Annotated in this window: 21 protein-coding genes; 9 read left to right on the top strand and 12 right to left on the bottom strand. The window is 66.7% G+C overall.

Annotation, left to right across the window (positions count from 1 at the left end; genetic code table 11):
* Positions 1–436: 436 nt before the first annotated feature.
* The 3 genes from HWX09_RS16645 (at position 437) to HWX09_RS33635 (ending at position 1504) form a co-directional block, all read left to right on the top strand.
* Positions 437–673, top strand: coding sequence for a hypothetical protein (locus HWX09_RS16645; RefSeq protein WP_027784662.1), 237 nt, complete (start codon positions 437–439; stop codon positions 671–673).
* Positions 674–758: 85 nt separating this feature from the next.
* Positions 759–1079: a hypothetical protein gene (locus HWX09_RS16640; RefSeq protein WP_027784663.1), complete on the top strand. Its 321-nt coding sequence runs from the start codon at positions 759–761 to the stop codon at positions 1077–1079.
* 209 nt (positions 1080–1288) lie between these two features.
* Positions 1289–1504, top strand: a complete 216-nt coding sequence (locus tag HWX09_RS33635) for a hypothetical protein (RefSeq protein WP_080681343.1) — start codon at positions 1289–1291, stop codon at positions 1502–1504.
* A 132-nt stretch (positions 1505–1636) separates the two neighbouring features.
* Here the strand turns inward: HWX09_RS33635 and arsN2 are convergent, their stop codons facing one another.
* The 5 genes from arsN2 to HWX09_RS16615 form a co-directional block, all read right to left on the bottom strand.
* On the bottom strand, positions 1637–2065 hold the full coding sequence (gene arsN2, locus HWX09_RS16635) for an arsenic resistance N-acetyltransferase ArsN2 (protein WP_027784664.1): 429 nt from the start codon (positions 2063–2065) through the stop codon (positions 1637–1639).
* Positions 2066–2086: 21 nt separating this feature from the next.
* The gene (arsH, locus tag HWX09_RS16630; RefSeq protein ID WP_027784665.1) at positions 2087–2809 is read right to left on the bottom strand and encodes an arsenical resistance protein ArsH; all 723 of its coding nucleotides are present in this window, start codon (positions 2807–2809) and stop codon (positions 2087–2089) included.
* A 20-nt stretch (positions 2810–2829) separates the two neighbouring features.
* Positions 2830–3906 (bottom strand): ACR3 family arsenite efflux transporter, encoded by a 1077-nt coding sequence (arsB, locus tag HWX09_RS16625; RefSeq protein ID WP_027784666.1) that lies wholly within the window; start codon positions 3904–3906, stop codon positions 2830–2832.
* A gap of 67 nt (positions 3907–3973) precedes the next feature.
* Complete coding sequence (locus HWX09_RS16620) at positions 3974–4468, bottom strand: arsenate reductase ArsC (RefSeq protein ID WP_027784667.1); 495 nt, start codon at positions 4466–4468, stop codon at positions 3974–3976.
* A 22-nt stretch (positions 4469–4490) separates the two neighbouring features.
* Entirely contained in the window at positions 4491–4826 is a 336-nt protein-coding gene (locus tag HWX09_RS16615; RefSeq protein WP_027784668.1) for a metalloregulator ArsR/SmtB family transcription factor, read from the bottom strand.
* Positions 4827–5622: 796 nt separating this feature from the next.
* Between HWX09_RS16615 and HWX09_RS16610 the strand changes: the two genes are divergently transcribed.
* Complete coding sequence (locus HWX09_RS16610) at positions 5623–7764, top strand: hypothetical protein (protein ID WP_027784669.1); 2142 nt, start codon at positions 5623–5625, stop codon at positions 7762–7764.
* 97 nt (positions 7765–7861) lie between these two features.
* Here the strand turns inward: HWX09_RS16610 and HWX09_RS16605 are convergent, their stop codons facing one another.
* From HWX09_RS16605 to HWX09_RS16585, 5 genes are all read right to left on the bottom strand, one after another.
* Positions 7862–9262 carry a sensor domain-containing diguanylate cyclase gene (locus HWX09_RS16605; RefSeq protein WP_027784670.1) on the bottom strand — a complete coding sequence of 467 codons (1401 nt, stop codon included), beginning with the start codon at positions 9260–9262 and terminating at the stop codon, positions 7862–7864.
* A 258-nt stretch (positions 9263–9520) separates the two neighbouring features.
* Complete coding sequence (locus tag HWX09_RS16600) at positions 9521–10699, bottom strand: acetyl-CoA C-acyltransferase (RefSeq protein WP_027784671.1); 1179 nt, start codon at positions 10697–10699, stop codon at positions 9521–9523.
* A gap of 50 nt (positions 10700–10749) precedes the next feature.
* Positions 10750–11382: a bifunctional nicotinamidase/pyrazinamidase gene (gene pncA / locus HWX09_RS16595; protein WP_027784672.1), complete on the bottom strand. Its 633-nt coding sequence runs from the start codon at positions 11380–11382 to the stop codon at positions 10750–10752.
* Positions 11383–11426: 44 nt separating this feature from the next.
* The gene (locus HWX09_RS16590; protein WP_027784673.1) at positions 11427–13511 is read right to left on the bottom strand and encodes a 3-hydroxyacyl-CoA dehydrogenase NAD-binding domain-containing protein; all 2085 of its coding nucleotides are present in this window, start codon (positions 13509–13511) and stop codon (positions 11427–11429) included.
* 191 nt (positions 13512–13702) lie between these two features.
* Positions 13703–15346: a 3-(methylthio)propionyl-CoA ligase gene (locus tag HWX09_RS16585; protein WP_027784674.1), complete on the bottom strand. Its 1644-nt coding sequence runs from the start codon at positions 15344–15346 to the stop codon at positions 13703–13705.
* Positions 15347–15524: 178 nt separating this feature from the next.
* On the opposite strand from HWX09_RS16585, the gene HWX09_RS16580 reads away from it, so the two are divergent.
* The 5 genes from HWX09_RS16580 (at position 15525) to HWX09_RS16560 (ending at position 19340) form a co-directional block, all read left to right on the top strand.
* Complete coding sequence (locus tag HWX09_RS16580) at positions 15525–17093, top strand: protein adenylyltransferase SelO (RefSeq protein ID WP_027784675.1); 1569 nt, start codon at positions 15525–15527, stop codon at positions 17091–17093.
* Between the two features lie 43 nt (positions 17094–17136).
* Complete coding sequence (msrB, locus tag HWX09_RS16575; RefSeq protein WP_027784676.1) at positions 17137–17568, top strand: peptide-methionine (R)-S-oxide reductase MsrB; 432 nt, start codon at positions 17137–17139, stop codon at positions 17566–17568.
* Positions 17569–17698: 130 nt separating this feature from the next.
* Positions 17699–18229 (top strand): septation protein A, encoded by a 531-nt coding sequence (locus HWX09_RS16570; protein ID WP_027784677.1) that lies wholly within the window; start codon positions 17699–17701, stop codon positions 18227–18229.
* 1 nt (position 18230) lies between these two features.
* Positions 18231–18539, top strand: coding sequence for a BolA family protein (locus HWX09_RS16565; RefSeq protein ID WP_027784678.1), 309 nt, complete (start codon positions 18231–18233; stop codon positions 18537–18539).
* 18 nt (positions 18540–18557) lie between these two features.
* Entirely contained in the window at positions 18558–19340 is a 783-nt protein-coding gene (locus tag HWX09_RS16560) for a peptidylprolyl isomerase (protein ID WP_027784679.1), read from the top strand.
* 171 nt (positions 19341–19511) lie between these two features.
* On the opposite strand, the gene HWX09_RS16555 is transcribed toward HWX09_RS16560, so the two are convergent.
* Both HWX09_RS16555 and purL read right to left on the bottom strand, forming a co-directional pair.
* Positions 19512–20057, bottom strand: a complete 546-nt coding sequence (locus HWX09_RS16555) for an N-acetyltransferase (RefSeq protein WP_034185421.1) — start codon at positions 20055–20057, stop codon at positions 19512–19514.
* Positions 20058–20062: 5 nt separating this feature from the next.
* Complete coding sequence (gene purL / locus HWX09_RS16550) at positions 20063–24127, bottom strand: phosphoribosylformylglycinamidine synthase (protein ID WP_027784681.1); 4065 nt, start codon at positions 24125–24127, stop codon at positions 20063–20065.
* Positions 24128–24288 lie beyond the last annotated feature (161 nt).

The following is a 24288-nucleotide window of genomic DNA, read 5'->3' as shown; positions in this document are numbered from 1 at the left end:
GTCTGCAAGCGGATCGCTGCCTGCACGTGACGACGGATATCAGCCGGCGAAGCCGGCACCTGCACGGCCCGAACCAGCGCCGTTTTTTCCGCTGCGTTCGCCTCTCGAGCGGCGCGCCCTGTCTGTTCGTAGTCTTTAAAAATGGGCGATCACGAACGACGGCATCGGATACGAGTACGTCGCGTCGCAGCCGAAATAAAACCGTTGCGTCATCGGCGATGCGCGTATGATGGTCTCATCCGAGCCCCATTTGCAGATTGACGGCTCGCCCCTCTCCCCGGTTTCGTGTCGCCCCTGCTTGCGCACAACCTTCCCTCCTCTTGCGACACCCGTCGTGCGGCAACGCCCCAGTTCGCAATCGGCTCCTGCGCCGTGAACTCGAGTGTTCTAGCGGGCAGCCCGTCAAGAGGCAAAACGCAATCAAAAGGCGGCAAACATGAACGGGTACTGTGATGCGGAACGCGAACTGGTACATATCAGGCGAGCGATCGGCCTGCTTGAGCAGGCACGGCATGCGTTCGTCAACAGATCGTCGGTCAGCGATCCAGCGTATTGGCGCATCAGGCTCAACAAACTTCGCACGCAGTCCGAGCGAAACAGGATCCTCGAACTTCAGGTGGACGAGCTTTTGGGGCGCCTCGGACGAATCCAGGATTCGCGCCCCCGCAAGTAGGCGCCTCGTTTCGCACCCTTTTCCCGTGCACGCGTAATCCGGGAGGCCGTTCGAGCGAATCGGATTCAAACTTCGGAGCAACATCATGATCGACACCAATCCACGCAACACGTTTCGGCACCTTCCACTTTCGCCCGAGCAAGACGCGGAAATCCGGCACTACATCAAGAAGAAAGAGCAAAGGGGGGAACAATGGGACACCCCGGAACTGGCGATGATGCTTGAAGACATGCTTTCCCCGCCGCCCAGCGACGACGACGAGGAGCCCGAGCCTGGCGTCGAGGAAACGAAGCTCGCCTGCGAGTATGCGCTGGCATCGATCGACGAAGCCATGGAATCCGGTTCCGCAAGCGAAGAACGACTCGCGATCGTGGAAGCCGAGGAAATGAAGCACCCCAGGCGATAAGGCCTTGCCCGCGTCCCCGTGTGATGTCCGCGACCTGACGATCGCTCGAGGCCGCCGTCCCGGATACCTTCGGAAGCAGGTCCGATAGCGACCTTCTCGTACAGGGCGAGCATGCAGGCAACAGCAGCCAGCACCCGAGGCGATGGCTCAATGATCGGCTCGCATGGGCCGACAGCGATTCTCGACGATGACAACGTCTGGAGAAGAAAATGCTCTTCAATTCGACACGGTTCCGGATCGATCCGACACCACGCAGGGCCGATCGGCAGTACGTCGCACACGTGAGGATTACCACGATACTCGTGGACGGAGCGGAGCGAGAAGTACACACGAGCGGCGATCTGGCGGCCTTCGAGCGTCGCGACGATGCAGTTGCGTACGCAACTAAATGGGCGGAGGGATGGCTGACGTCGCAGTTTGGTTGATCGCCGTCTCGATACTCCGTACCTCACTACGTTGCCCTGCCGGAAGGCTCCTGGCCGGACAGAAGGCTCGAAACCGCGCATCGAATGCGGTTGCCGGCAGCCCCCCGAAGCGTGCGGTGATCGCCGTAACGCTTAAAGAACCCGCAGCATTGAAACGGCCGACTCCGGACACACGCCCTGAAACTGCGGCGACGCGAGCACCGCAGACGGCACGTCCCCTCGTGCAACGCGCACGAAACCCAGACGGGCGAAATAGCTCTCCGCGGTCGTCGTGAGCAGCACCAACGACCGAACGTTGCGGGACAGGCACGCATCCACGAGCCGCGACACGATCACCCGCCCGACGCCGGCATCGCGTACGTGCGCGGCGACCGCAACGGAACGCAGCAGCGCGACGTCACCGTAATACTCGATACCCCCGCATCCGCATATCGTCGAATGCTCGATCGCAACGACGAAACGTTGCACATGGCTTGCGACGCCGTCGGCTGGCAAGGCGTTCTCGCGCAGCAATGCTTCAATCGACGGCAAGTCATCGACAGCGGCGCAACGGATCTCCATCTTCGCTCCTTCCGTCGGATGCTAGATGCTTCGCTGGTTCACACGCCGTGAAAGCGCTTCGGCGCTCTCCTTCCGTTCGCTGTACCGATCGACCAGGTACGGACCGATGTCTCTCGTCAGCAACGTAAATTTGACCAATTCTTCCATCACGTCCACGACACGATCGAAATAAGCGGATGGCTTCATCCGCCCCGCTTCGTCGAACTCCATGAACGCCTTCGCCACCGACGACTGGTTCGGGATGGTCAGCATGCGCATCCAGCGTCCGAGCACACGCATCTGGTTCACCGCGTTGAACGACTGCGAACCGCCGCTCACCTGCATCACCGCGAGCGTCTTGCCCTGCGTCGGCCGCACGGCGCCGATCGACAGCGGAATCCAGTCGACCTGCGACTTCATGATGCCCGTCATCGCGCCGTGCCGCTCCGGCGAGCACCACACCATCCCTTCCGACCACATCACGAACTCGCGCAGCTCGACGACCTTGGGATGACTGTCGGGCGCGTCATCCGGTAGCGGCAGCCCGCTCGGATTGAACACGCGGACTTCGGCGCCCATCGCCGTAAGCAAGCGTGCCGCTTCCTCGACCAGCAAGCGGCTGAACGAGCGCTCGCGCAGCGACCCATAGAGCAGCAGAATCCGGGGAGGATGAGTCGACGGCGCCGCCGGCCGCAATTGGGCGGCATCCGGCACGCGGAACAGCGCGGTGTCGAGTTGCGGTAAATCGTTCAGGTAGTCGGTCATGTGCAGATGCTCCGATGTGTTCAGGCCCGGCACTCGTACCAGCCCTTCGACCGATTGACGACACGCACGACCAGCAACATCACCGGTACCTCGATCAGCACGCCGACGACGGTCGCCAGCGCGGCGCCCGAGTGAAATCCGAACAGGCTGATCGCCGCCGCGACGGCCAGCTCGAAGAAGTTGGACGCGCCGATGAGCGCCGACGGACATGCAACGCTGTGCTTCTCGCCGACCGCGCGGTTGAGCCAGTAGGCCAGTGCCGAATTGAAGAACACCTGAATCAGGATCGGTACCGCGAGCAGCGCGATCACGAGCGGCTGCGCCAGAATCGCCGCGCCTTGAAATGCGAACAGGAGTACGAGCGTCGCGAGAAGCGCGGCGATCGACCAGGGAGCAATCCTCACCATCGCGGCATCGAATGCGGCCGCGCCCTTTGCGAGCAGGCGCTTGCGCCACAACTGCGCGAGGATCACCGGAACGACGATGTACAGCACGACCGATGTGACCAGCGTCGCCCACGGTACGGCGATCGCCGACATGCCGAGCAGCAGCCCGACCAGCGGTGCGAACGCGATCACCATGATGCTGTCGTTCAGCGCGACCTGCGACAACGTGAACAGCGGATCGCCATCCGTGAGCCGACTCCACACGAATACCATCGCCGTACACGGCGCCGCGGCAAGCAGAATCAGGCCCGCGATGTAGCTATCGAGCTGGTCCGTCGGCAACATCGGTGCGAACAGGTGGCGAATGAACAGCCAGCCCAGGAACGCCATCGAGAACGGCTTGACGAGCCAGTTCACGACGAGCGTGACGCCGATGCCTTTCACGTGCCGACGTACCTCGTGCAACGCGGCGAAGTCGACCTTGACGAGCATCGGGATGATCATCACCCAGATCAGCAGCCCGACGGGCAGATTGACCTGCGCGTATTCCATCCGGCCGATCTGCTGGAACAAACCGGGCAGCACCCGGCCGAGCGCGATACCTGCGACGATACACAGCGCGACCCAGACAGTAAGGTAGCGCTCGAAGAAATTGATGGCCGGCTTGTTGGCAGCGGCCTTGCTCGGCGGGGCAGCGTTGTACGTGGTCATTGCACGGGGTTCGGTCTCGAAGGCGTCGCGCGCCGCTCGCGTCGGCGGCGGGCCGCGGTATGGGCGATCAGTTTCGCGAGATATCGGTCAACGCGTCCTGAAACTCGGCATTGCTCATGCGCTCGAGCGGCAACGCCAGCAACTGCAGCATGCGATAGCCGATCGCCTGACGCGTCAGGTCGAAGGCAAGTCGCCTGCCTTCGTCATCCCCGACCGCATTCGACGGATCGGCGTAACCCCAATGGACCTTGACGGGGCTGCCGGGCCAGTACGGGCACGTTTCGGCTGCCGCACTATCGCACACCGTGATGACGACACGCATCTCGGGCGCCCCGTCGCCGACGAATTCGTCCCAGCTTTTACTGCGGTATCCGTCGACGTCCGCGCCGGCGTTCGTGAGCGCCTCCAGCGCGAACGGATTGAGGCGACCGCTCGGCGCACTGCCGGCGCTGTACGCCCGGACGTCCTTGCCGAGCCTCGCGGCCCAGAAATTGAGCATGCCCTCCGCCAGCACGCTGCGGGCGGAGTTGTGGGTGCAGAGAATCAGTACGTTCGTGGTCATGGGCGATGCACGCGAAGGCGCGTCAGGATTGGCCGCTACCGGGCGTGGAGCACGCCGACACCGGCGAACATGGATTGCCGCCGCAGCAGTTCTCGGTGAGGTACGCGACCAAGCCGTTCATCGTCGCGAAGTTTCCGCAATAGAACACGAAGCGGCCTTCTTGCCGGCTCGTCACGAGTTGCGCATACGCCAGTTCCTTCAAATGGAAGGACAGTGACGACGGCGGCACGTCCAGCAACGTGGCGATCTGCCCGGCGGACATGCCTTCCGGCCCGGCCTGGACGAGCGCGCGAAATACGGCGAGCCGGGACTCGTGCGCGAGCGCTGCAAGCGCGGCGATGATTTGGTTCGATTCCATATTTCTATAATAGTCGAAATATGGAACGTTGCGTAGCGTGACGCTGGAAATGTCGTCGGTCCGAGCTCGCGTCAGCTGAGTAAAACCAGTATCGAATCTCCTGTTCTTCAATGCTCCGGGCGACGATCCGCGTTCAGCGACGGTAGCCGCCCCGCCCGCCCGACCTGGCGATTCCGATGGGAGCGCACGCACAATCCTGGTCGAAGGGCAGGAACGCAGATTGCACGGCTTCGTGCCCACCGTCCCCGGGCGCGTCGGCTCCTTACCCAAATGGCCGACACAAACATGACGATTCCTCTACTGTCCGGCATCAATCGCCGGCGCGATACGGTATTGCCGACCGTTTTGTCAGCGGATATCCGAAGTGAATTAATTCGAATCCATTAAATCGCACATTTTACCGGCATGGCGGGTAATAATTGCGACCATCTTTCCAACTCAATAGTCGACGACAAAAACATTATTGACTTGGACTTTCTCGCAAATTTAGAATCGCCTACGACGGCTTACGTATCATTTTCTTCGCCGCCCCGGATTCGCCACTCACCCGCGCGAAGGGCTTTCGCATTGCCTTTCTCGCGGAGCATCGATGCGTCACCCCTTGTCGTTTTTCAGCTTCCGGCATTTATTGGCCATTCGGTTATTTGCCAACCTATTTTCTTTTCGAAGAATCGCAACATCCCGATTAATTCCCGTCATTCGCCGGAATGAATTCAAACCGGGATCAAGCGATCCAAGATCCGCCGATCAGAACATCCGGATATAAAAATCGCCATTCATCAGGAGGGACATCAACATGCATCGCCTTGCGAAGTCGCTGTGTCTCGGGCTCGTCTGCGCCGGTCTGCTGTCGGCCTGCAACGACGACGACGTCAAATCGAACAGCCCGCCGTCGAACACCGCCGCGTTGTCGTTCCGTATGGATACCGGCGGCCAGATCAACGCGTTCTACCGGCAGGACAAGGTCGCCGCGCACCTGCTCGTGCGCTCGTCGACGAAGCCGCGCCTGCTCGTGGTCTTCCCCGCCGGCAACAGCGGCACCGGGCTGTGGTTCGACGACACCGCGCAGCCGGTGAACTGGAGCCTCGACACGCCGCCGTCCGCGCTGTCGGCGCCGGACGCACACGGCCGCCCGCTGTACGGCATCGGCGCCGACGTGTCGGTCGACACCGGTACGCTGACGATCCGCCAGGGCGTGCTCAGCAACGTGCGCTTCCTGCGCGACTTCAACGGCGGCGCCACGATTCCGCAACAGATCCTCACCGCGCCGACGGTCCAGGGCAGCACCGCGCAATGGCAACGCGACCGGATCGACGGCGCGCCGGGCTATGCGCTGCGCATCACGCTGCGCGACGGCGGCAGCATCGCGCCGGCAGCGGGCGGCAAGCTCGTGCTGAGCGCGCCGGCGGGCTCGCACACGCTGAAGCTGCACATCGATGCGCTAACGGGCGAGACGCCGCTGTCGCCGATCGCGCACGCCGACCTGTTCGCCCCGTCCGTGAATCCCGACCCGGTCAGCCAGAACGTGCTCGAATTCCTGAGCTTCAACGACAAGCTGCTGGCCGGCTCGTGGCAGTACGACACGTACTTCGGCCGCGACACGCTGATCTCGGTCCGCATGCTGATGCCCGTGCTCGAACCCGCGGCGATCGAGGCCGGGCTGTCGTCGGTGCTGAGCAGGCTGTCCGCCGACGGCAAGGTCGCGCACGAGGAAGGCATCGGCGAATTCGCGCTGATCGACAACCAGAAGAACGGGCGGCCGAACGATCCGACACCGACCTACGACTACAAGATGATCGACAGCGACTACCTGCTCGCGCCGATCGCGGCCGCGTGGCTGGTCGACGATACGCGCGGCCAGGCCCGCGCGGCCGCGTATCTGGCGCAGCGCGGCAGCGACGGGCAGACCAACGGCAGCCGTCTCGTCGTCAATCTGCTGCACGTCGCGACGACCGCGCAGCCGTTCGCGCAGCAGCCGTCGGTCGCGAACCTGATCCACCTGCGGCCCGGCGAAATCGTCGGCAACTGGCGCGACAGCACCGACGGCCTCGGCGGCGGCGTCTACCCGTACGACGTGAACGCGGTGCTCGTGCCGGCCGCGCTGCGCGCGGCGAATGCGTTCCTCGCCCGTGGCCTGCTCGATCCGTACCTCGACGCGGGGCAGCGCGCGACGCTCGCCAACACGGCGAACGAAGCGGCCGTCTGGGAAACGCAGGCGCCGCCGCTGTTCCAGGTCAGCGTGCCGGCCGCGCAGGCAGCCACCGACGTGTCGGCTTATGCGCCGTCCGCCGGCGTGCCGGCCGGCGCCGCGCCCAACGCACCGCTGGCCTTCTACGCGCTGTCGCTCGACCAGCAGGGCAACCCGATTCCGGTGATGAATTCCGACGGCGGCTTCGCGCTGCTGTTCGGCACGCCGCCGGACGATCAGCTTCAGCGGATCGTCGCCGACGTCACGCGGCCGTTCCCGAGCGGGCTCGTGACCGATGCCGGGATGCTGATCGCGAACCCCGCGTATGCGAACCCGTCGCTGTGGCCGAAGTTCACGAGTTCCGCGTATCACGGCACGGTGATCTGGTCGTGGCAGCAGGCGATGTGGGTGGCCGGGCTCGATCGCCAGCTCGCGCGTCAGGACCTGTCGGCCACGACACGCACGCTGCTCACGCAGGCGCGGCAGACGATCTGGCAGGTGATCTCGAACGGGCGCGACATGCGCACCTCGGAAATGTGGACGTGGTCCTACGTGAACGGCAAATATCAGACCGACGCATTCGGCACGCGCAGCGCCGATGCGACCGAAGCCAACGCGGCGCAGCTCTGGAGTACGACGTATCTCGCGATCCGCGATCCGCAGCAGCGCGCGGGCAAGTACTGGTGGCAGGCGTCGCAGCCGATACAGGACGAACGGCCGAAGCAGGCGACCGCGGTGGCGTCGCGCTAGCGCGTCGCCGCGCGCGTGCCGACCGGCACCGGCATCGGCGCTGGTCTGCAAAAGCCCCGGCGGCGCGCCCGCCGCCGGGGCGTCGGTGGAATGCGGATCATCGCGACACCACGCGGTTGCGCCCTTCCCGCTTCGCCTGGTACAGCCGCTCGTCGACCACCCGCAGCAGCGCATCGACCGTGCTGCCGTCGACGCCGTATTGCGCGACGCCGACGCTGACCGTCACCTGCACGCGCTTGAAGTCGAGCCCGAACGGCGCACTCGCGATCGACGAACGCACGCGCTCGGCCGTCATCCGCGCGCCCTCGAGCGGCATGTCCGGCAAGAGCGCCATGAACTCCTCGCCGCCGACCCGCGCAAGCGCGCCCGCCGGCCGGATCGCCTCGAGGCACTGGCGCACGACGCCGCGCAGCACCTCGTCGCCGATCTGGTGCCCGTATGCATCGTTGATATTCTTGAAATTGTCGAGATCGAGCGCGAGCAGGCAGAACGGCGTGCCGTCGCGCTCGGCCCGCACGATCTCGCGCTCGACCTGCGCGATGAACTGGCGGCGGTTCGACGCGCCCGTCATCGGGTCGGTCGCGGCCATGTACTCGAGCTTCTGGTTCGTGCGCCGCAGCTCCTGCAGCGCGCTTTCGGTGCGCGCCATCGATTCCGACAGCCGGCTCATCAGATCTTCCTGGCTGTAGATCGCCGAGAACGAGCGCGTCGTCTGCAGCGCCTGCACGACGCCGTAACTGAGCAGGAAGAAGCCGCCCGCGAAGATCGCATGCGCGAGCCACCACATGTGATTCCACGGCTTGCCGAGGATGAACGCGAGCGACGACAGCGCGAACGCCATGATCGACACGCCGTAGATCACCATCAGCGGCGAGCGGATCCGCCGCGCGAGCAGCAGCCCCACGTTCAGCAGCGAGAACACCAGCGCGCCGCCTTCCATCGACAGCCGCGTGCCGAGCGCGCCCGCGACCGGCGAATACGCGATGTACGCGACCGCCACGTTGACGATCACGAAGAACACGATCCACGGCAGCCACGTCCGCGCGCTCGTGCGCTTGTCGATCCGGTCGGGCGGACGCGAATACGACAGCAGGCCCGTGAGCAGCAGCGCCGACATCACGAAGCGCGATGCGGGCCCGTACAGCAGGAACAGCCAGATATTGTGGTGCGCCATCCCGGTGAATGCACCGTGCAGCGCATAGATCATCGCGAAGCCGAGAAAGCCGAGCGTCAGCCAGCGCAACAGCGGCTCGCCGGACGACCGGTAGCACACCCACGTCACGTAGGTGACGAACGCGCCTTCGAGGGTCGCCGCCGCGATCGCGATTTCATGGAAGGCGTGGCTCTCGAACACGACGCTCCGGTCGCTGAAGAACCACAGATAGGCAATCAGATACGCAGGCAGCAGCGCGAATCCGACCAGCAGGCATTTCGCGTAGAGCCTCGCGGCCGCGCTGACGACGCGCGGCGGTTCCCCGGCTGCATGGGTCGTACTCATTCGGTCCCCGGTCGGTCTGCTGTGATGATTCGAATCTTCGCGGCACGGATCGCACGACGCACGATCCGGCCCATCGTGCCGAAAGGCAAATGTCAGAGCAAGTATAGGTGGGGCAATTCGTTTGACAAGTCAGGGGAAACGGCATTGCCGGGTGCATGCCTTTTGCTTCCCGATCGTTGCGAATGGCGCGGGGCCGCGCCGATTCGCCGCGGCGGCGTGCGGTGACGCCGAAGCGCGACCGCGGCCGCCGCTCAAAGATCAGAGGATTTCGAACAGGCCGGCCGCGCCCTGCCCGCCGCCGATGCACATCGTGACGACCACGTACTTCACGCCGCGCCGCTTGCCTTCGATCAGCGCATGGCCCGTCAGGCGCGCGCCCGACACGCCGTACGGATGACCGACCGCGATCGCGCCGCCGTTCACGTTCAGGCGGTCCTCGGGAATCCCGAGCGTGTCGCGGCAGTACAGCACCTGCACCGCGAACGCCTCGTTCAGTTCCCACAGGCCGATGTCGTCGACTTTCAGCCCCGCCTGCTTCAGCAGCTTGGGCACCGCGAACACCGGGCCGATGCCCATTTCGTCCGGTTCGCAGCCGGCCACCGCGAAGCCGCGGAACGCGCCGAGCGGCTGCAGCCCGTCGCGCTGGGCGGCCTCGGCGCTCATCACGACGCACGCCGACGCGCCGTCCGAGAACTGGCTCGCATTGCCCGCGGTGATCACGCCGCCCGGCACGGCCGAGCGGATCTTCGACACGCCTTCGAGCGTCGTGTCGGGGCGGATGCCCTCGTCGGCCGATACCGTCACTTCCTGCGTGAACAGGCGCCCCGTCGCCTTGTCGGCGATGCCCGCGAGCACGGTGATCGGTACGATCTCGTCGCGGAAGCGCCCGGCTTCCTGCGCGGCCGCGGCGCGCAGTTGCGACTGCACGCCGTACGCGTCCTGCCGCTCCTTCGAGATGCCGTAGCGCTGCGCGACGTTCTCGGCCGTCTGCAGCATGTTCCAGTAGATCTCGGGCTTGTGCTGGACGAGCCAGCCTTCCTGGATCATGTGCCGGTTCATCTCGTTCTGCACGCACGAGATCGATTCGACGCCGCCGGCCACATAGATGTCGCCTTCGCCCGCGATGATCCGCTGCGCGGCCAGCGCGATGGTCTGCAGCCCCGACGAACAGAAACGGTTCACCGTCATCCCCGGCACGCTCACCGGCAGCCCGGCGCGCAGCGCGATCTGCCGCGCGATGTTCGCGCCCGTCGCGCCTTCGGGGTTCGCGCAGCCCATGATCACGTCCTCGACGCGCGCCGGGTCGAGCTTCGCGCGTTCGAGCGCCGCCGCGACCACGTGGCCGCCGAGCGTCGCGCCGTGCGTCATGTTGAAGGCGCCGCGCCAGGATTTCGCCAGCGGCGTGCGTGCGGTCGATACGATTACGGCTTCGGTCATGCGAGTCTCCTTCGGTCCTGCTTCATGTCCTGAATCGGATGGGGAATGCGCTACGCCGCCGGGCGCGCGCCGGCGGACGTCGCATGCGCGACGCCCGCTGCCTGCATCTGCTGCCATGCGCGTGCCAGCGACCCGTTCAGGTCGATCGCACGGCACGCATCGTTGATCACCGCGGCTTCGAAACCGGCCGCGCGCGCATCGAGCGCCGACCACGCGACGCAATAGTCGGTCGCGAGCCCGCAGCACCACACGCGCTTCGCGCCGAGTTCGCGCAGGTAGCCCGCGAGCCCCGTGCGCGTCGTGCGGTCGGCTTCGACGAACGCGGAATAGCTGTCGACCTGCGCGTCGCCGCCCTTGCGGATCACGAGCCGCGCGTGCGGGATGTCGAGGTCGCGATGCAGCGCCGCGCCGTCGGTGTCCTGCACGCAATGCACGGGCCACAGCACCTGCTCGCCGTACGGCAGGGCGAGCGTCGAGAACGGCTCGCGGCCCGGATGGTTCGCCGCGAACGACACGTGCTCGCTCGGGTGCCAGTCCTGCGTGAGCACGACCTGGTCGAAACGTTGCGCGAGCGCGTTGATCACGGGCACGACCGCATCGCCGTCGGGCACCGCGAGCGCGCCGCCCGGCATGAAGTCGTATTGCACGTCGATCACGAGCAGGACGTCGTCGGTGCGTTTCATTGCATGTCTCCAGACAGGATCGGCCGCGCCGCGAGGCGGCGCCGTCAGCCGTTGAACCCGCGGCCGGCCTTCGCCAGTTCCGCGATCGACGGCGCGAGTTGCCACGCGTCGCCGTTCGGCGCCGCCGCATAGCGGCGAATCGCGCGCTCGACGTTGTAGAGGCCGACCGCGTCCGCATACAGCATCGGGCCGCCGCGCCACAGCGGGAAGCCATAGCCGGTCAGATAGACCATGTCGATGTCGGACGCCTTCGACGCGATCTTCTCCTCGAGGATCTTCGCGCCTTCGTTGACGAGCGCGAACACCAGCCGCTCGACGATCTCGTCGTCGCCGATCTTGCGCCGCTCGACGCCGCGCTCCTTCGAATACGCGACGACCATCTCGTCGACGAGCGACGACGGCTTCGCCTTGCGATCGCCCGGCACGTAGTCGTACCAGCCGGCGCCCGTCTTCTGGCCGAAGCGACCCTGTTCGCACAGGCGGTCGGCGATCTTCGAATACTGCAGCCCGGGCTGCTCGACGTAGCGCCGCTTGCGGATCGCCCAGCCGATGTCGTTGCCGGCGAGGTCGCTCATCCGGAACGGCCCCATCGCGAACCCGAACTTCTCGATCGCGCGGTCGACCTGCGCGGGCAGCGCGCCTTCCTCGAGCATGAACAGCGCCTGGCGGATGTACTGCTCGATCATCCGGTTGCCGATGAAGCCGTCGCACACGCCCGACACGACCGCCGTCTTGCGGATTTTCTTCGCGACGGCCATCACGGTCGCGAGCACGTCCTTCGCAGTCTGTGCGCCGCGCACGACCTCGAGCAGCTTCATCACGTTCGCCGGGCTGAAGAAGTGCATGCCGACCACGTCCTGCGGACGCTTCGTGAACGCGGCGATCTTGTCGACGTCGAGCGTCGACGTGTTCGACGCGAGGATCGCGCCCGGCTTCGCGACTTCGTCGAGCTTGCGGAACACCTGCTCCTTCACGCCGAGCTCCTCGAATACGGCCTCGACGATCAGGTCGGCGTCCTTCAGGTCGTCGTAGGACAGCGTCGGCGCGATCAGCGCCATGCGCGCGTCGAGCTTCTCCTGCGTGAGCTTGCCCTTCTTCACCTGCGCGTCGTAATTCTTGCGGATCGTCGCGAGGCCGCGCTCGAGCGCCTCCTCCTTCGTCTCGAGCAGCGTGACGGGCAGCCCCGCGTTGATGAAGTTCATCGCGATCCCGCCGCCCATCGTGCCCGCGCCGATCACGCCGACCCGGCGGATCTCGCGCAGCGGCGTGTCGGCCGGCACGTCGGGAATCTTGCTAGCCGCCCGCTCGCCGAAGAACGCATGACGCAGCGCGCGGCTTTCCGGCGTCATCATCAGCGCGACGAAACCTTCGCGCTCGGCGATGCTGCCCTTGTCGAAACCGTTCAGCACGCCGGCCTCGATCGCGTCGATGCACTTGTGCGGCGCGGGGAAATTCGGCGCGGCGGCCCGCGCGGAATTGCGTGCGAACTGGATGAAGCCCGCCGCGTTCTCGTGGACGATCTTGCGATCGCGCACGCGCGGATGCGGCCCCTTCTGCGCGCCGACCGTGCGGGCGAACGCGACGGCCGCGTCGAGCGGATCGCCGTCGGCCATTTCGTCGAACAGCCCGCTCTTCGCGAGTTGCTCCGACGGCACCGGCGCGCCCGACACGATCATGTTCAGCGCGGTTTCGAGCCCGACCGCGCGCGGCAGGCGTTGCGTGCCGCCCGCGCCCGGCAGCAGCCCGAGCTTCACTTCGGGCAGCGCGACCTGCGCGCCGGGCGCCGCGACGCGGTAATGCGCGCCGAGCGCAAGCTCCAGGCCGCCGCCCATCACGACGCTGTGCAGCGCCGCGACGACCGGCTTCGCGCTCGCCTCCACCGCGCGGATCACGGTGTGCAGCGTCGGCTCCTGCAGGGCCTTCGGCGTATTGAATTCGGTGATGTCGGCGCCGCCCGAGAACGCGCGGCCCGCGCCGGTCAGCACGATGGCCGTGACCGACGGATCCTGCGCGGCGCGATCGAGCGCGTCCATGACGCCCTGGCGGGTCGACAGGCCGAGCCCGTTGACGGGCGGATTGTTGAGCGTGATGACGGCCACGCCGTCGCGAGTCGAGTAATCCACTGCCATCTGCCTGCCTCCATGCATCGCGCGCCGGATTGGCTGCGCTTCATTGTGCGCGGTCGAACGGCCGCATGTCCGGATGAACGGAGGCAGCATACAACGAAAAAGCACGGTCGTTCAATTTGAATTTTGCTCCCGATCCGGGGACGGATCGGGAGACCGATTCGCAGGCCGGCGGCGGCGGCCCGGCACGGGGCTTACGGCTCGCACACCGCCGTCGGCAGCACGTAATCGCGGAACGTCTCGCGCAGCTTCAGCTTCTGCAGCTTGCCGGTCGCCGTGTGCGGCAGAGATTCGACGAACACGACGTCGTCGGGAATCCACCATTTCGCGACCTTGCCCTCGTAGAACGCGAGCAGCGTGTCGCGGCTCAGGTTCGCGCCTTCGCGCGGCACCACGACGAGCAGCGGGCGCTCGGTCCATTTCGGGTGCGCGCAGGCGATGCAGGCGGCTTCGGCCACCCCCGGATGCGCGATCGCGACGTTCTCGATGTCGATCGAGCTGATCCACTCGCCGCCCGACTTGATCACGTCCTTGCTGCGGTCGGTGATCTGCAGGAAGCCGTCGGGGTCGATCGTCGCGACGTCGCCGGTCGGAAACCAGCCGTCCGACAGCGGCGACGCATCGCCGCGAAAGTAGTGGTCGATCACCCACGGCCCGCGCACCTGCAGTTCGCCGAACGCGATGCCGTCCCACGGCAGCTCGCGGCCGTCGTCGCCGACGATGCGCATGTCGACGCCGCAGATCACGCGCCCCTGCTTCTCGAGCAGCCGGCGCTGCGCGTCGAGCGGCCGCTGCGACTGCGCCCAGTTGAGCTTCGCGAGCGTGCCGAGCGGCGACAGTTCGGTCATCCCCCACGCATGGATCACGCGCACGCCGTATTCGTCCTCGAACGTACGCAGCATCGCGGGCGGGCACGCGGAGCCGCCGATCACCGTGCGGTTCAGCGTCGAGAAACGCACGCCGGCTTCGCGCATGTAGTTCAGCAGGCCGAGCCACACGGTCGGCACGCCCGCGGAGAACGTCACGCGCTCGGCCTCCATCAGCGCGTACAGCGATTTCCCGTCGAGATCCTTGCCGGGCAGCACCAGCTTGCCGCCCGTCAGCGGCACCGCGTACGGCAGCCCCCAGGCGTTGACGTGGAACATCGGCACGACGGGCAGCACGGCGTCCATCGCGGACAGGTTCATCGCGTCGGGCAGCGCGGCGCCGTACGCGTGCAGCACGGTCGAGCGATTCGAATACAGCACGCCCTTCGGGTTGCCGGTCGTGCCGGACGTGTAGCAGAGCCCCGACGCCTGCCGCTCGTCGAGACGCGGCCAGTCGTAGCGGCCGTCCTCGGCTTCGACGAGCGTTTCGTAGCAGAGGAACGGCGTGGCGCCGGACGGCAGGTGCGCGGCGTCCGTCATCGCGATCCAGCCCTTCACGTGCGGGCATTGCGGCGCGATCGCGTCGACCAGCGGCGCGAAATTGATGTCGAACAGGACGTAACGGTCTTCCGCGTGATTGACGATGTACGCGATCTGTTCGGGAAACAGGCGCGGGTTGATCGTGTGGCACACGGCGCCCATCCCGCCGATCGCGTAATACGCCTCCAGATGCCGGTAGCCGTTCCACGCCAGCGTGCCGACGCGCTCGCCGGTTTCGACGCCGAGCCGCGCGAGCGCCTGCGCCAGCTGCTTCGCGCGGCGTTCGCAATCGCGGTACGTGTAGCGATGCAGGTCGCCTTCCACGCGCTTCGACACGATCTCCGTGTCGCCGGCGTGCCGCGCGGCATGCGAAATCAGCGACGACACCAGCAGCGGCACATCCATCATCTGGCCCAGCAACGGCTTACCCATCGTCTTGTTCTCCCTGAGGATGCGAATCGGTGACCAGCCTGGGGGCCGTTTCCGTACGGAAGCGGTCCCGGTGCGCGCCCGTCAGCGGCCCCGGACGGGCGTGGCGCGCGATGCGCGGGCCGCCATGCGGGCGGCGCGACGCCGCCTTACAATATCGGCTTACCCAGAGGCGCTCAACATGTCGTTTTCCCGAAGCGCAGCCGATGCGGCTGACACTCTCCCCGACCTCCCCGCGACGCTCGGCGCGCCCGCCGAACGCGCGTTCGTCACGCTCGGCGACGCGTTTCATACGCGACTGCCGGCCGCGCCGCTTGCCGCGCCGTACGTCGTCGGCTGTTCCGACGAAGTCATGCAATTGCTTGGCCTGCCGCCCGCGATCGCCGCGCAGCCCGGTTTCGCCGAACTGTTCGCCGGCAACCCGACGCGCGACTGGCCCGCGCACGCGATGCCGTACGCGTCGGTCTATTCCGGCCACCAGTTCGGCGTGTGGGCCGGCCAGCTCGGCGACGGCCGCGCGCTGACGATCGGCGAATTGCCGGGCACCGACGGCCGGCGCTACGAACTGCAGCTCAAGGGCGGCGGCCGCACGCCGTACTCGCGGATGGGCGACGGCCGCGCGGTGCTGCGCTCGTCGATCCGCGAATTCCTGTGCTCGGAAGCGATGCATCACCTCGGCATCCCGACCACGCGCGCGTTGACGGTGGTCGGCTCCGACCAGCCGGTGGTGCGCGAGGAGATCGAAACGGCGGCCGTCGTCACGCGCGTGTCGGAGAGCTTCGTGCGCTTCGGCCACTTCGAGCACTTCTTCTCGAACGATCGCCCCGACCTGCTGCGCCAACTTGCCGATCACGTGATCGACCGCTTCTATCCGGCCTGCCGCGACGCGGACGATCCGTACCTCGCGCTGCTCGAGGCCGCGACGCTGCGCACTGCCGACCTCGTCGCGCAGTGGCAGGCCGTCGGCTTCTGCCACGGCGTGATGAACACCGACAACATGTCGATCCTCGGCGTGACGATCGACTACGGCCCGTTCGGCTTCGTCGACGCGTTCGACGCGAACCACATCTGCAACCACTCCGATACCGGCGGCCGCTATGCGTACCGGATGCAGCCGCGCATCGCGCACTGGAACTGCTACTGCCTCGCGCAGGCGCTGCTGCCGCTGATCGGGCTGCAGCACGGCATCGCCGACGACGATGCGCGCGCCGAGCGCGCGGTGGACGATGCCCAGGCCGTGCTCGCGAAGTTTCCGGAGCGCTTCGGTCCCGCACTCGAACGCGCGATGCGTGCGAAGCTCGGCCTCGAGCTCGAACGCGAGCACGACGCCGACCTCGCGAACAAGCTGCTCGAGACGATGCACGCGAGCCACGCGGATTTCACGTTGACGTTCCGCCGGCTCGCGCAGATCTCGAAGCACGACGCGAGCCGCGACGCACCCGTGCGCGACCTGTTCATCGACCGCGAAGCGTTCGACGCATGGGCGAACCTCTACCGCGCGCGGCTGTCCGAGGAAACGCGCGACGACGCGGCGCGCGCGATTGCAATGAACCGCGCGAACCCGAAATACGTGCTTCGCAACCATCTGGCCGAAGTCGCGATCCGGCGCGCGAAGGAAAAGGATTTTTCGGAAGTCGAGCGGCTCGCGCAAATCCTGCGCCGTCCGTTCGACGAACAACCGGAGCATGAAGCGTACGCGGCGTTGCCGCCCGACTGGGCCGGCTCGCTCGAAGTGAGCTGCTCGTCCTGAGCCTGCAACCCGCGCATCTCGACCGACCGATCAGGAGAACCCCATGTCACACGATTCCGACGATAAGACCTTCCCGTACCAGAAGGACGACGCCGAGCTGCGCCGCCGGCTCACGCCGATGCAGTACGAGGTCACGCAGCACGCGGCGACCGAGCGCGCGTTCACCGGCGAATACACCGACACCGAGGATGCCGGCATCTACAAGTGCGTCGTCTGCAGCACGCCGCTGTTCGAATCCGGCGCCAAGTTCCACTCGGGCTGCGGCTGGCCCAGCTACTTCAAGCCGCTCGACGGCGAAGTGATCGACGAGAAGGTCGACTACTCGCACGGGATGGTGCGCGTCGAGGTGCGCTGCAACCACTGCGGCGCGCATCTGGGCCACGTCTTCGAGGACGGCCCGCGCGATCAGACCGGTTTGCGGTACTGCATCAATTCGGCTGCGTTAAACTTCGAGTCCCGACCCGAAAACGAATGAGCGGCGCCGGGCGGATCTGCCGGGCGGCCAGCCTCGGGCCGGACCGCCCCGATCCGCGACGGCGATGCCTGGCGGGTCCCTACAACGATGACAGGCCGCGCCAGCGGCCCGTCACGCAGCTGCGAGCGCCATGAAATTCCTGTTCGATCTGTTTCCGATCATCCTGTTTTTTGTCGCCTTCAAGGTCTGGGGCATCTTTACCGCCACCGCGGTCGCGATCGTCGCGACGCTGGCCCAGGTCGCCTGGGTCGCCTTCCGGCACCGGAAGGTCGACACGATGCTGTGGGTCAGCCTCGGCGTGATCGTCGTGTTCGGCGGCGCCACCCTCGTCCTGCATGACGAGAAATTCATACAATGGAAACCGACCGTGCTGTACTGGCTGTTTGCGATCGGGTTGCTCGCCGCGCGTTATGCGTTCAGCAAGAACCTGATCGAGAAGATGATGGGCAAGCAGCTCACGCTGCCGTCGCCCGTGTGGGACAAGCTGAACGTCGCGTGGGCGATGTTCTTCGCGGTGCTCGGCGTCGCGAACCTGTACGTGGTGCACAACTTCACCGAATCGCAATGGGTGAACTTCAAGCTGTTCGGTACGACGGGCGCGATGGTCGTATTCATCATCCTGCAGAGCCTGTGGCTCACGAAGTACCTGAAGGACGAATGACATGAGCGACGCCTTTCTCCACGCCTCCCCCGACGAACGCATCGCGCTGATCGAAGCGCGCCTCACCGCGTCGCTCGCCCCGCTGTCGCTCGCCGTGCGCGACGACAGCGCGCAGCACGCAGGCCACGCGGGTGCCTCCGCCGGCGGTCATTTCACGGTCACGATCGTGTCGTCCGCGTTCGCGGGCAAGCCGCGCGTCGCGCGGCACCGGCTGGTGTATGATGCGCTCGCTGATGCGATGCAGCGCGGCATTCACGCGCTCGCGATCGTGGCTTACACGCCCGAAGAATTCAACGAATCTTCAATCTAGTCTCATTAGGAATTCCCGATGATCCTGAAATCCCCCCGCCTGTGGGTCGCGGCGGCTGCATTTGCAGCGGCACCGGCATTCGCCCAGAACATCGCCGTCGTCAACGGCACGCCGATTCCGAAGTCGCGCGCCGACGCGATGGTCGCGCAGCTCGTTCAGCAAGGCCAGACCGACGGCCCGCAACTGCAGCAGGCCGTGCGCCAGGAACTCGTGAACCGCGAAATCCTGATGCAGGAAGCGATCCGCGAAGGCATCCCGAATCGTCCGGACGTGAAGGCGCAAGTCGCCGTCGCGCAGCAGACCGTCGTGCTGCGCTCGATGATCGAGAGCTTCCTGAAGAAGAACCAGCCGACCGACGCCGAAGTGAAGGCGCGTTACGACAACCTCGTCAAGGGCGCCGGCGGCAACCGCGAATACCACCTGCACCACATCCTCGTCAGCGACGAGCAGCAGGCGAAGGACCTGATCGCGAAGATCAAGGCCGGCGCGAAGTTCGAGGATCTCGCGAAGCAATACTCGAAGGATCCGGGTTCGGGCAAGAACGGCGGCGATCTCGACTGGTCCGACCCGAAGGCGTACGTGCCGGAATTCGCGGCCGCCGCGCAGAAGCTGCAGAAAGGCCAGATGACCGATACGCCGGTGAAGACGCAGTTCGGCTGGCACATCATCCGCGTCGACGACATCCGCGACATCGCACCGCCGCCGTTCGAGCAGGTGAAGGCGCAGATCGCCCAGCAGCTCGTGCAGCAGAAGCTGCAGGCGTTCGAGGAAGGTCTGCGCCAGCAGGCCAAGATCCAGTAACGCCGGCGCGCGTCGCACGCGCATCGAAAAGCCGCTCTTCGGAGCGGCTTTTTCTTTTGGCGCGCACGAACACGTGTCTCGCGACGCGACGGCGCTCAACCGGCGCGCAATAAAAAACCGCTCCGAAGAGCGGTTTTTCCCGTGTCGGGCATCGCCTGCCCGCAGGGTTCGCTACGCGGGATAAAACACGTCGTGATAACGCGCTTCGCCCGACGGCAGCGGCGCCGATTCGTCGAACGGCAGCGCGAGAAAATACTCGGGCGGCACGCCCGGAAACACGATGCCGCCGTGCGGTTCGAACCCGAAACGCGCGTAATACGCCGGCTCGCCGAGCACCACGCAGCCGCGCGCGCCGAGCCGCCGCAACGCGTCGAGCCCCGTGCGCGCGAGCCCCGCGCCGATGCTCTGCCGCTGGCAATCGGGCCGCACCGCGAGCGGCGCGAGTCCGTACCACTGCTGGCTGCCGGCCGGCTCGCCGCCGATCGCGACGGGCGAAAACGCGACGTGCCCGACGATACGCCCGTCGCGCTCCGCGACGAGCGATACGCTCAGCGCGCCGTCTGCGCGCAGTGTCTCGACGATGCGCTGCTCGAACGCCCCGCCCTGCGGCTCGCCCGCGAACGCCGCCCGGATCACGCGGCCGATCGCGTCGGCCTCGCCCGCCCGTTCGTCACGCAGCGTGACGACCTCGACCGGTGCGTTCGGGTCGAACATCATCCGGATCAGCCGATCCAGCGGCGCGCGTTGCGGAACACCCGCATCCACGGGCTCGCTTCGCCCCAGCCTTCCGGGTGCCAGCTCATCGTGACCGTGCGATGCACGCGCTCCATGTGCGGCATCAGCACCGAGAAGCGGCCGTCCGCCGTCGTGACCGACGTGATGCCGGCCGGCGAACCGTTCGGGTTGAACGGATAGCGCTCGGTCGCTTCGCCGCGGTGATCGACGTAACGCATCGCGACCGCGACGCGATCGATGTCGCCCTGCTGCGAAAAGTCCGCATAGCCTTCGCCGTGCGCGACCGCGACCGGAATCCGCGAGCCTTCCATGCCCGCGAAGAAGATCGACGGCGACTTCTCCACTTCGACGAACGAGAAGCGCGCCTCGAACTGCTCGGACTTGTTGCGCGTGAACTTCGGCCACGCTTCGGCGCCCGGGATCATCGACGCGATGCTCGACAGCATCTGGCAGCCGTTGCAGATACCGAGTGCGAACGTATCGGGACGCGCGAAGAAGGCCGAGAACATGTCGGCGAGGTTCGCGTTGAAACGGATCGTCTTCGCCCAGCCTTCGCCCGCGCCCAGCACGTCGCCGTACGAGAAACCGCCGCACGCGACCGCGCCCGCGAAATCGGCCAGCGTCGCGCGGCCCGCGAGCAGGTCGCTCATGTGCACGTCGTGCGCGTCGAAGCCCGCGCGATCGAACGCATACGCCGTTTCCAGATGCGAGTTCACGCCCTGTTCGCGCAGGATCGCGACGCGCGGCCGTGCGCCCGTCGCGATGAACGGCGCGGCGATGTCGTCGGCCGGATCGAACGTCAGCACCGGCGAGATGCCCGGATCGGCCGCGTCGAGCAGCGCGTCGTATTCGGCATCCGCGCAGGCGGGGTTGTCGCGCAGGCGCGCGATGCGCCAGCTCACTTCGCTCCATGCGCGATGGAGTTCGGTACGCGGCGCGCCGAAGATCTTCTTCGCATCGCGGTACACCTCGATCACGTCGCGATCGTTGACCGAGCCGATCACGTGCGAACAGGTCGACAGGCCGAACTCGCGCAGCGCACCGAGCACCGCGTCGCGGTCGGACGCGCGCACCTGCACGATGGCGCCGAGCTCTTCGGAGAACAGCGCGCGCAGCGTGCGATCGTCGCGACGGCCGCTCGTCTGCTTCGCCCAGTCCTTCGCGTCGCCGTAGTCGGATTCGTGGTTCGGGTCGAGCGTCAGCATGTCGACGTTCAACGACACGCCCGCACGGCCCGCGAACGCCATTTCGCACACGGTCGCCCACAGGCCGCCGTCCGAGCGGTCGTGGTACGCGAGCAGCTTGTCTTGTGCATTGAGCGACTGGATCGCGTTGAAGAAGCGCTTCAGGTCTTCCGCGTCGTCGACGTCCGGCGTCGCATTGCCGACCTGCTGCGTGACCTGCGCGAAGATGCTGCCGCCCATCCGGTTCTTGCCGCGGCCCAGATCGATCGCGATCAGCACGCTGTCGCCCGCGTCCGCCACGCGGCGCAGTTGCGGCGTGAGATGGCGGCGCACGTCATCGACCGGCGCGAACGCGGAGATGATCAGCGACACCGGCGACACCACTTCCTTCGCGACGCCCTGCTCGTCCCACTTCGTCTTCATCGACAGCGAGTCCTTGCCGACCGGGATGCCGATCCCGAGCGCCGGGCACAGCTCCATGCCGATCGCCTTGACCGTGTCGAACAGCGCGGCGTCCTCGCCGGCCGTGCCGCATGCGGCCATCCAGTTCGCCGACAGCTTCAGCTTGTCGAGCGACGCGATCGGCGCGCTCGCGATGTTCGTGATCGCTTCGCCGACGGCCATGCGGCCCGATGCCGGCGCGTCGATCACCGCGAGCGGCGTACGCTCGGCCATCGTCATCGCCTCGCCCTTGAAGCCCGCGTAGTCGAGCGCGGTGATCGCGCAGTCGGCCACCGGCACTTGCCACGGGCCGACCATCTGGTCGCGCACCGACGTACCGCCGACCGAACGGTCGCCGATCGTGATCAGGAACGACTTGCTGCCGACCGTCGGGTGCTTCAGCACGTCGAGCGCGACTTCCGACAGCGCGATGCCCGTCACGTCCACCGGCGCACGCTCGGTGCTCACGCGCACGACGTCGCGGTGCATGCGCGGCGGCTTGCCGAGCAGCACTTCCATCGGCATGTCGACCGGGTATTCGTCGGCGCCCGTCGCTTCGTCGTCGACGAGCTTCAGCTGGCGTTCGTCGGTCGCGACACCGACCACCGCGAACGGGCAGCGCTCGCGCGCGCAGATCGCCTCGAAGCGCGGCAGGTCGGCCGGCGCGATCGCCAGCACGTAACGCTCCTGCGCCTCGTTCGACCAGATTTCGCGCGGCGACAGGCCCGATTCCTCGAGCGCGACCTTGCGCAGTTCGAAGCGCGCGCCCTTGCCCGCGCCGTCGACGATCTCGGGGAACGCGTTCGACAGGCCGCCCGCGCCGACGTCGTGGATGCTCAGGATCGGGTTTTCCGCGCCGAGCTGCCAGCAGCCGTTGATCACTTCCTGCGCGCGCCGCTCGATTTCCGGGTTGCCGCGCTGCACCGAGTCGAAATCGAGCTCGGCCGTGTTCGCGCCGGTCGCCATCGAGCTGGCCGCGCCGCCGCCCATGCCGATCCGCATGCCGGGGCCGCCGATCTGGATCAGCAGCGAGCCCGCCGGCACGTCGTGCTTGTGCGTATGCTGATCCGCGATGTTGCCGAGGCCGCCCGCGATCATGATCGGCTTGTGATAGCCGTGCACCGTGCCGCCGACGTTCTGCTCGTACACGCGGAAGTAGCCGCCGAGGTTCGGGCGGCCGAATTCGTTGTTGAACGCGGCGCCGCCGAGCGGGCCGTCGATCATGATCTGCAGCGGCGACGCGATGCGGTCCGGACGGCCGTAGGGGCCGTGCTGCTCGTTCGGGTTGCGCTCGGCCACCGGCTGCGCCGCGTCGCGTGCGCTTTCCCACGGCTGGCGGGCGTCGGGCAGGTCGAGGTTCGACACGGTGAAGCCCGTGAGGCCGGCCTTCGGACGCGCGCCGCGGCCCGTCGCGCCTTCGTCGCGGATCTCGCCGCCCGCGCCGGTCGCCGCACCCGGGAACGGCGAGATCGCCGTCGGATGATTGTGCGTCTCGACCTTCATCAGCGTGTGCGTGAGCTCGGTGTGGCGGGCATAACGCTCGCCCGGCTCGCCGGCCGCACCCGCGTTGCGCGGGAACCAGCGTTCGGCTTCGGCGCCGACCATGATCGACGAGTTGTCCGAATACGCGACGATCGTGCCCTGCGGGCTCAGCTTCTCGGTGTTGCGGATCATCGCGAACAGCGACATGTCCTGCGCTTCGCCGTCGATCGTCCACTGCGCATTGAAGATCTTGTGGCGGCAGTGTTCGCTGTTCGCCTGCGCGAACATCATCAGTTCGACGTCGGTCGGGTTGCGTTCGAGCTTGCGGAACGCGTCGACCAGGTAGTCGATCTCGTCGTCGGCGAGCGCGAGGCCCAGCTCGACGTTCGCGCGCTCCAGCGCGCCGCGGCCGACGCCCAGCACGTCGACGCTCGCGAGCGGCTTGGCCGGCAGTTCGTCGAACAGGTGCTTCGCGTCGTCGCGCGCCGCGACCACGCTTTCGGTCATCCGGTCATGCAGCGCGGCCGCGACGGCCGCGCGTGCGTCGTCCGACAGCACCTTCTTGCCGCCGAGCAGGCCCGACTTCAGCGTGACCGTGAATTCGACGCCGCGCTCGATGCGGCGCACCTGCGTGAGGCCGCAGTGCTGCGCGATGTCGGTCGCCTTGCTCGCCCACGGCGAAACCGTGCCGAAGCGCGGCAGCACGACGAAGGTCTCGGTCGCGCCCTTCTCGCCCGCCGGCTGGAACGGCTCGCCGTAGTGCATCAGCGCGTCGATGCGCGCGCTGTCGTCGGCCGACAGCGGCTCGGCCGCATTGACGAAGTGCAGGAACTGGCCGCGCACCGCGACGATGTTGGCGTCGATTTGCCTGAGCGTGTCGAGCAGACGGGTTTGACGGAAATCGGAGAGGGCCGAAGCGCCGGGAAAACACGAGAAGTGAGCCATGGGCTGGACTGACGTCGATGAGTCGCGCGAGGTGGCGACGTGGGGCGAAAGGAAGGCCGTAATTATACCCGGAAGTCGGCCGCCCAAGACCGCCGATCGGTAGTCCGCGTGCACCGCCCCGGTGCCCGGGCGCACGGCGCGCACGGCCGCCCGCCGGAGCG

This window comes from Burkholderia sp. BCC1208, from assembly GCF_902833095.1.
In the GTDB taxonomy this organism is placed as follows: domain Bacteria; phylum Pseudomonadota; class Gammaproteobacteria; order Burkholderiales; family Burkholderiaceae; genus Burkholderia.
Note: the sequence above shows the minus strand (reverse complement) of the source record. Positions and strands in the feature narration are given on the sequence as shown.

Bases quoted from the DNA above. Each gene is read 5' to 3' on its own strand.
- HWX09_RS16645 (WP_027784662.1), top strand. From the start codon at position 437: ATGAACGGGTACTGTGATGCGGAACGCGAACTGGTACATATCAGGCGA.
- HWX09_RS16640 (WP_027784663.1), top strand. From the start codon at position 759: ATGATCGACACCAATCCACGCAACACGTTTCGGCACCTTCCACTTTCG.
- HWX09_RS33635 (WP_080681343.1), top strand. From the start codon at position 1,289: ATGCTCTTCAATTCGACACGGTTCCGGATCGATCCGACACCACGCAGG.
- arsN2 (WP_027784664.1), bottom strand. From the start codon at position 2,065: ATGGAGATCCGTTGCGCCGCTGTCGATGACTTGCCGTCGATTGAAGCA.
- arsH (WP_027784665.1), bottom strand. From the start codon at position 2,809: ATGACCGACTACCTGAACGATTTACCGCAACTCGACACCGCGCTGTTC.
- arsB (WP_027784666.1), bottom strand. From the start codon at position 3,906: ATGACCACGTACAACGCTGCCCCGCCGAGCAAGGCCGCTGCCAACAAG.
- HWX09_RS16620 (WP_027784667.1), bottom strand. From the start codon at position 4,468: ATGACCACGAACGTACTGATTCTCTGCACCCACAACTCCGCCCGCAGC.
- HWX09_RS16615 (WP_027784668.1), bottom strand. From the start codon at position 4,826: ATGGAATCGAACCAAATCATCGCCGCGCTTGCAGCGCTCGCGCACGAG.
- HWX09_RS16610 (WP_027784669.1), top strand. From the start codon at position 5,623: ATGCATCGCCTTGCGAAGTCGCTGTGTCTCGGGCTCGTCTGCGCCGGT.
- HWX09_RS16605 (WP_027784670.1), bottom strand. From the start codon at position 9,262: ATGAGTACGACCCATGCAGCCGGGGAACCGCCGCGCGTCGTCAGCGCG.
- HWX09_RS16600 (WP_027784671.1), bottom strand. From the start codon at position 10,699: ATGACCGAAGCCGTAATCGTATCGACCGCACGCACGCCGCTGGCGAAA.
- pncA (WP_027784672.1), bottom strand. From the start codon at position 11,382: ATGAAACGCACCGACGACGTCCTGCTCGTGATCGACGTGCAATACGAC.
- HWX09_RS16590 (WP_027784673.1), bottom strand. From the start codon at position 13,511: ATGGCAGTGGATTACTCGACTCGCGACGGCGTGGCCGTCATCACGCTC.
- HWX09_RS16585 (WP_027784674.1), bottom strand. From the start codon at position 15,346: ATGGGTAAGCCGTTGCTGGGCCAGATGATGGATGTGCCGCTGCTGGTG.
- HWX09_RS16580 (WP_027784675.1), top strand. From the start codon at position 15,525: ATGTCGTTTTCCCGAAGCGCAGCCGATGCGGCTGACACTCTCCCCGAC.
- msrB (WP_027784676.1), top strand. From the start codon at position 17,137: ATGTCACACGATTCCGACGATAAGACCTTCCCGTACCAGAAGGACGAC.
- HWX09_RS16570 (WP_027784677.1), top strand. From the start codon at position 17,699: ATGAAATTCCTGTTCGATCTGTTTCCGATCATCCTGTTTTTTGTCGCC.
- HWX09_RS16565 (WP_027784678.1), top strand. From the start codon at position 18,231: ATGAGCGACGCCTTTCTCCACGCCTCCCCCGACGAACGCATCGCGCTG.
- HWX09_RS16560 (WP_027784679.1), top strand. From the start codon at position 18,558: ATGATCCTGAAATCCCCCCGCCTGTGGGTCGCGGCGGCTGCATTTGCA.
- HWX09_RS16555 (WP_034185421.1), bottom strand. From the start codon at position 20,057: ATGATGTTCGACCCGAACGCACCGGTCGAGGTCGTCACGCTGCGTGAC.
- purL (WP_027784681.1), bottom strand. From the start codon at position 24,127: ATGGCTCACTTCTCGTGTTTTCCCGGCGCTTCGGCCCTCTCCGATTTC.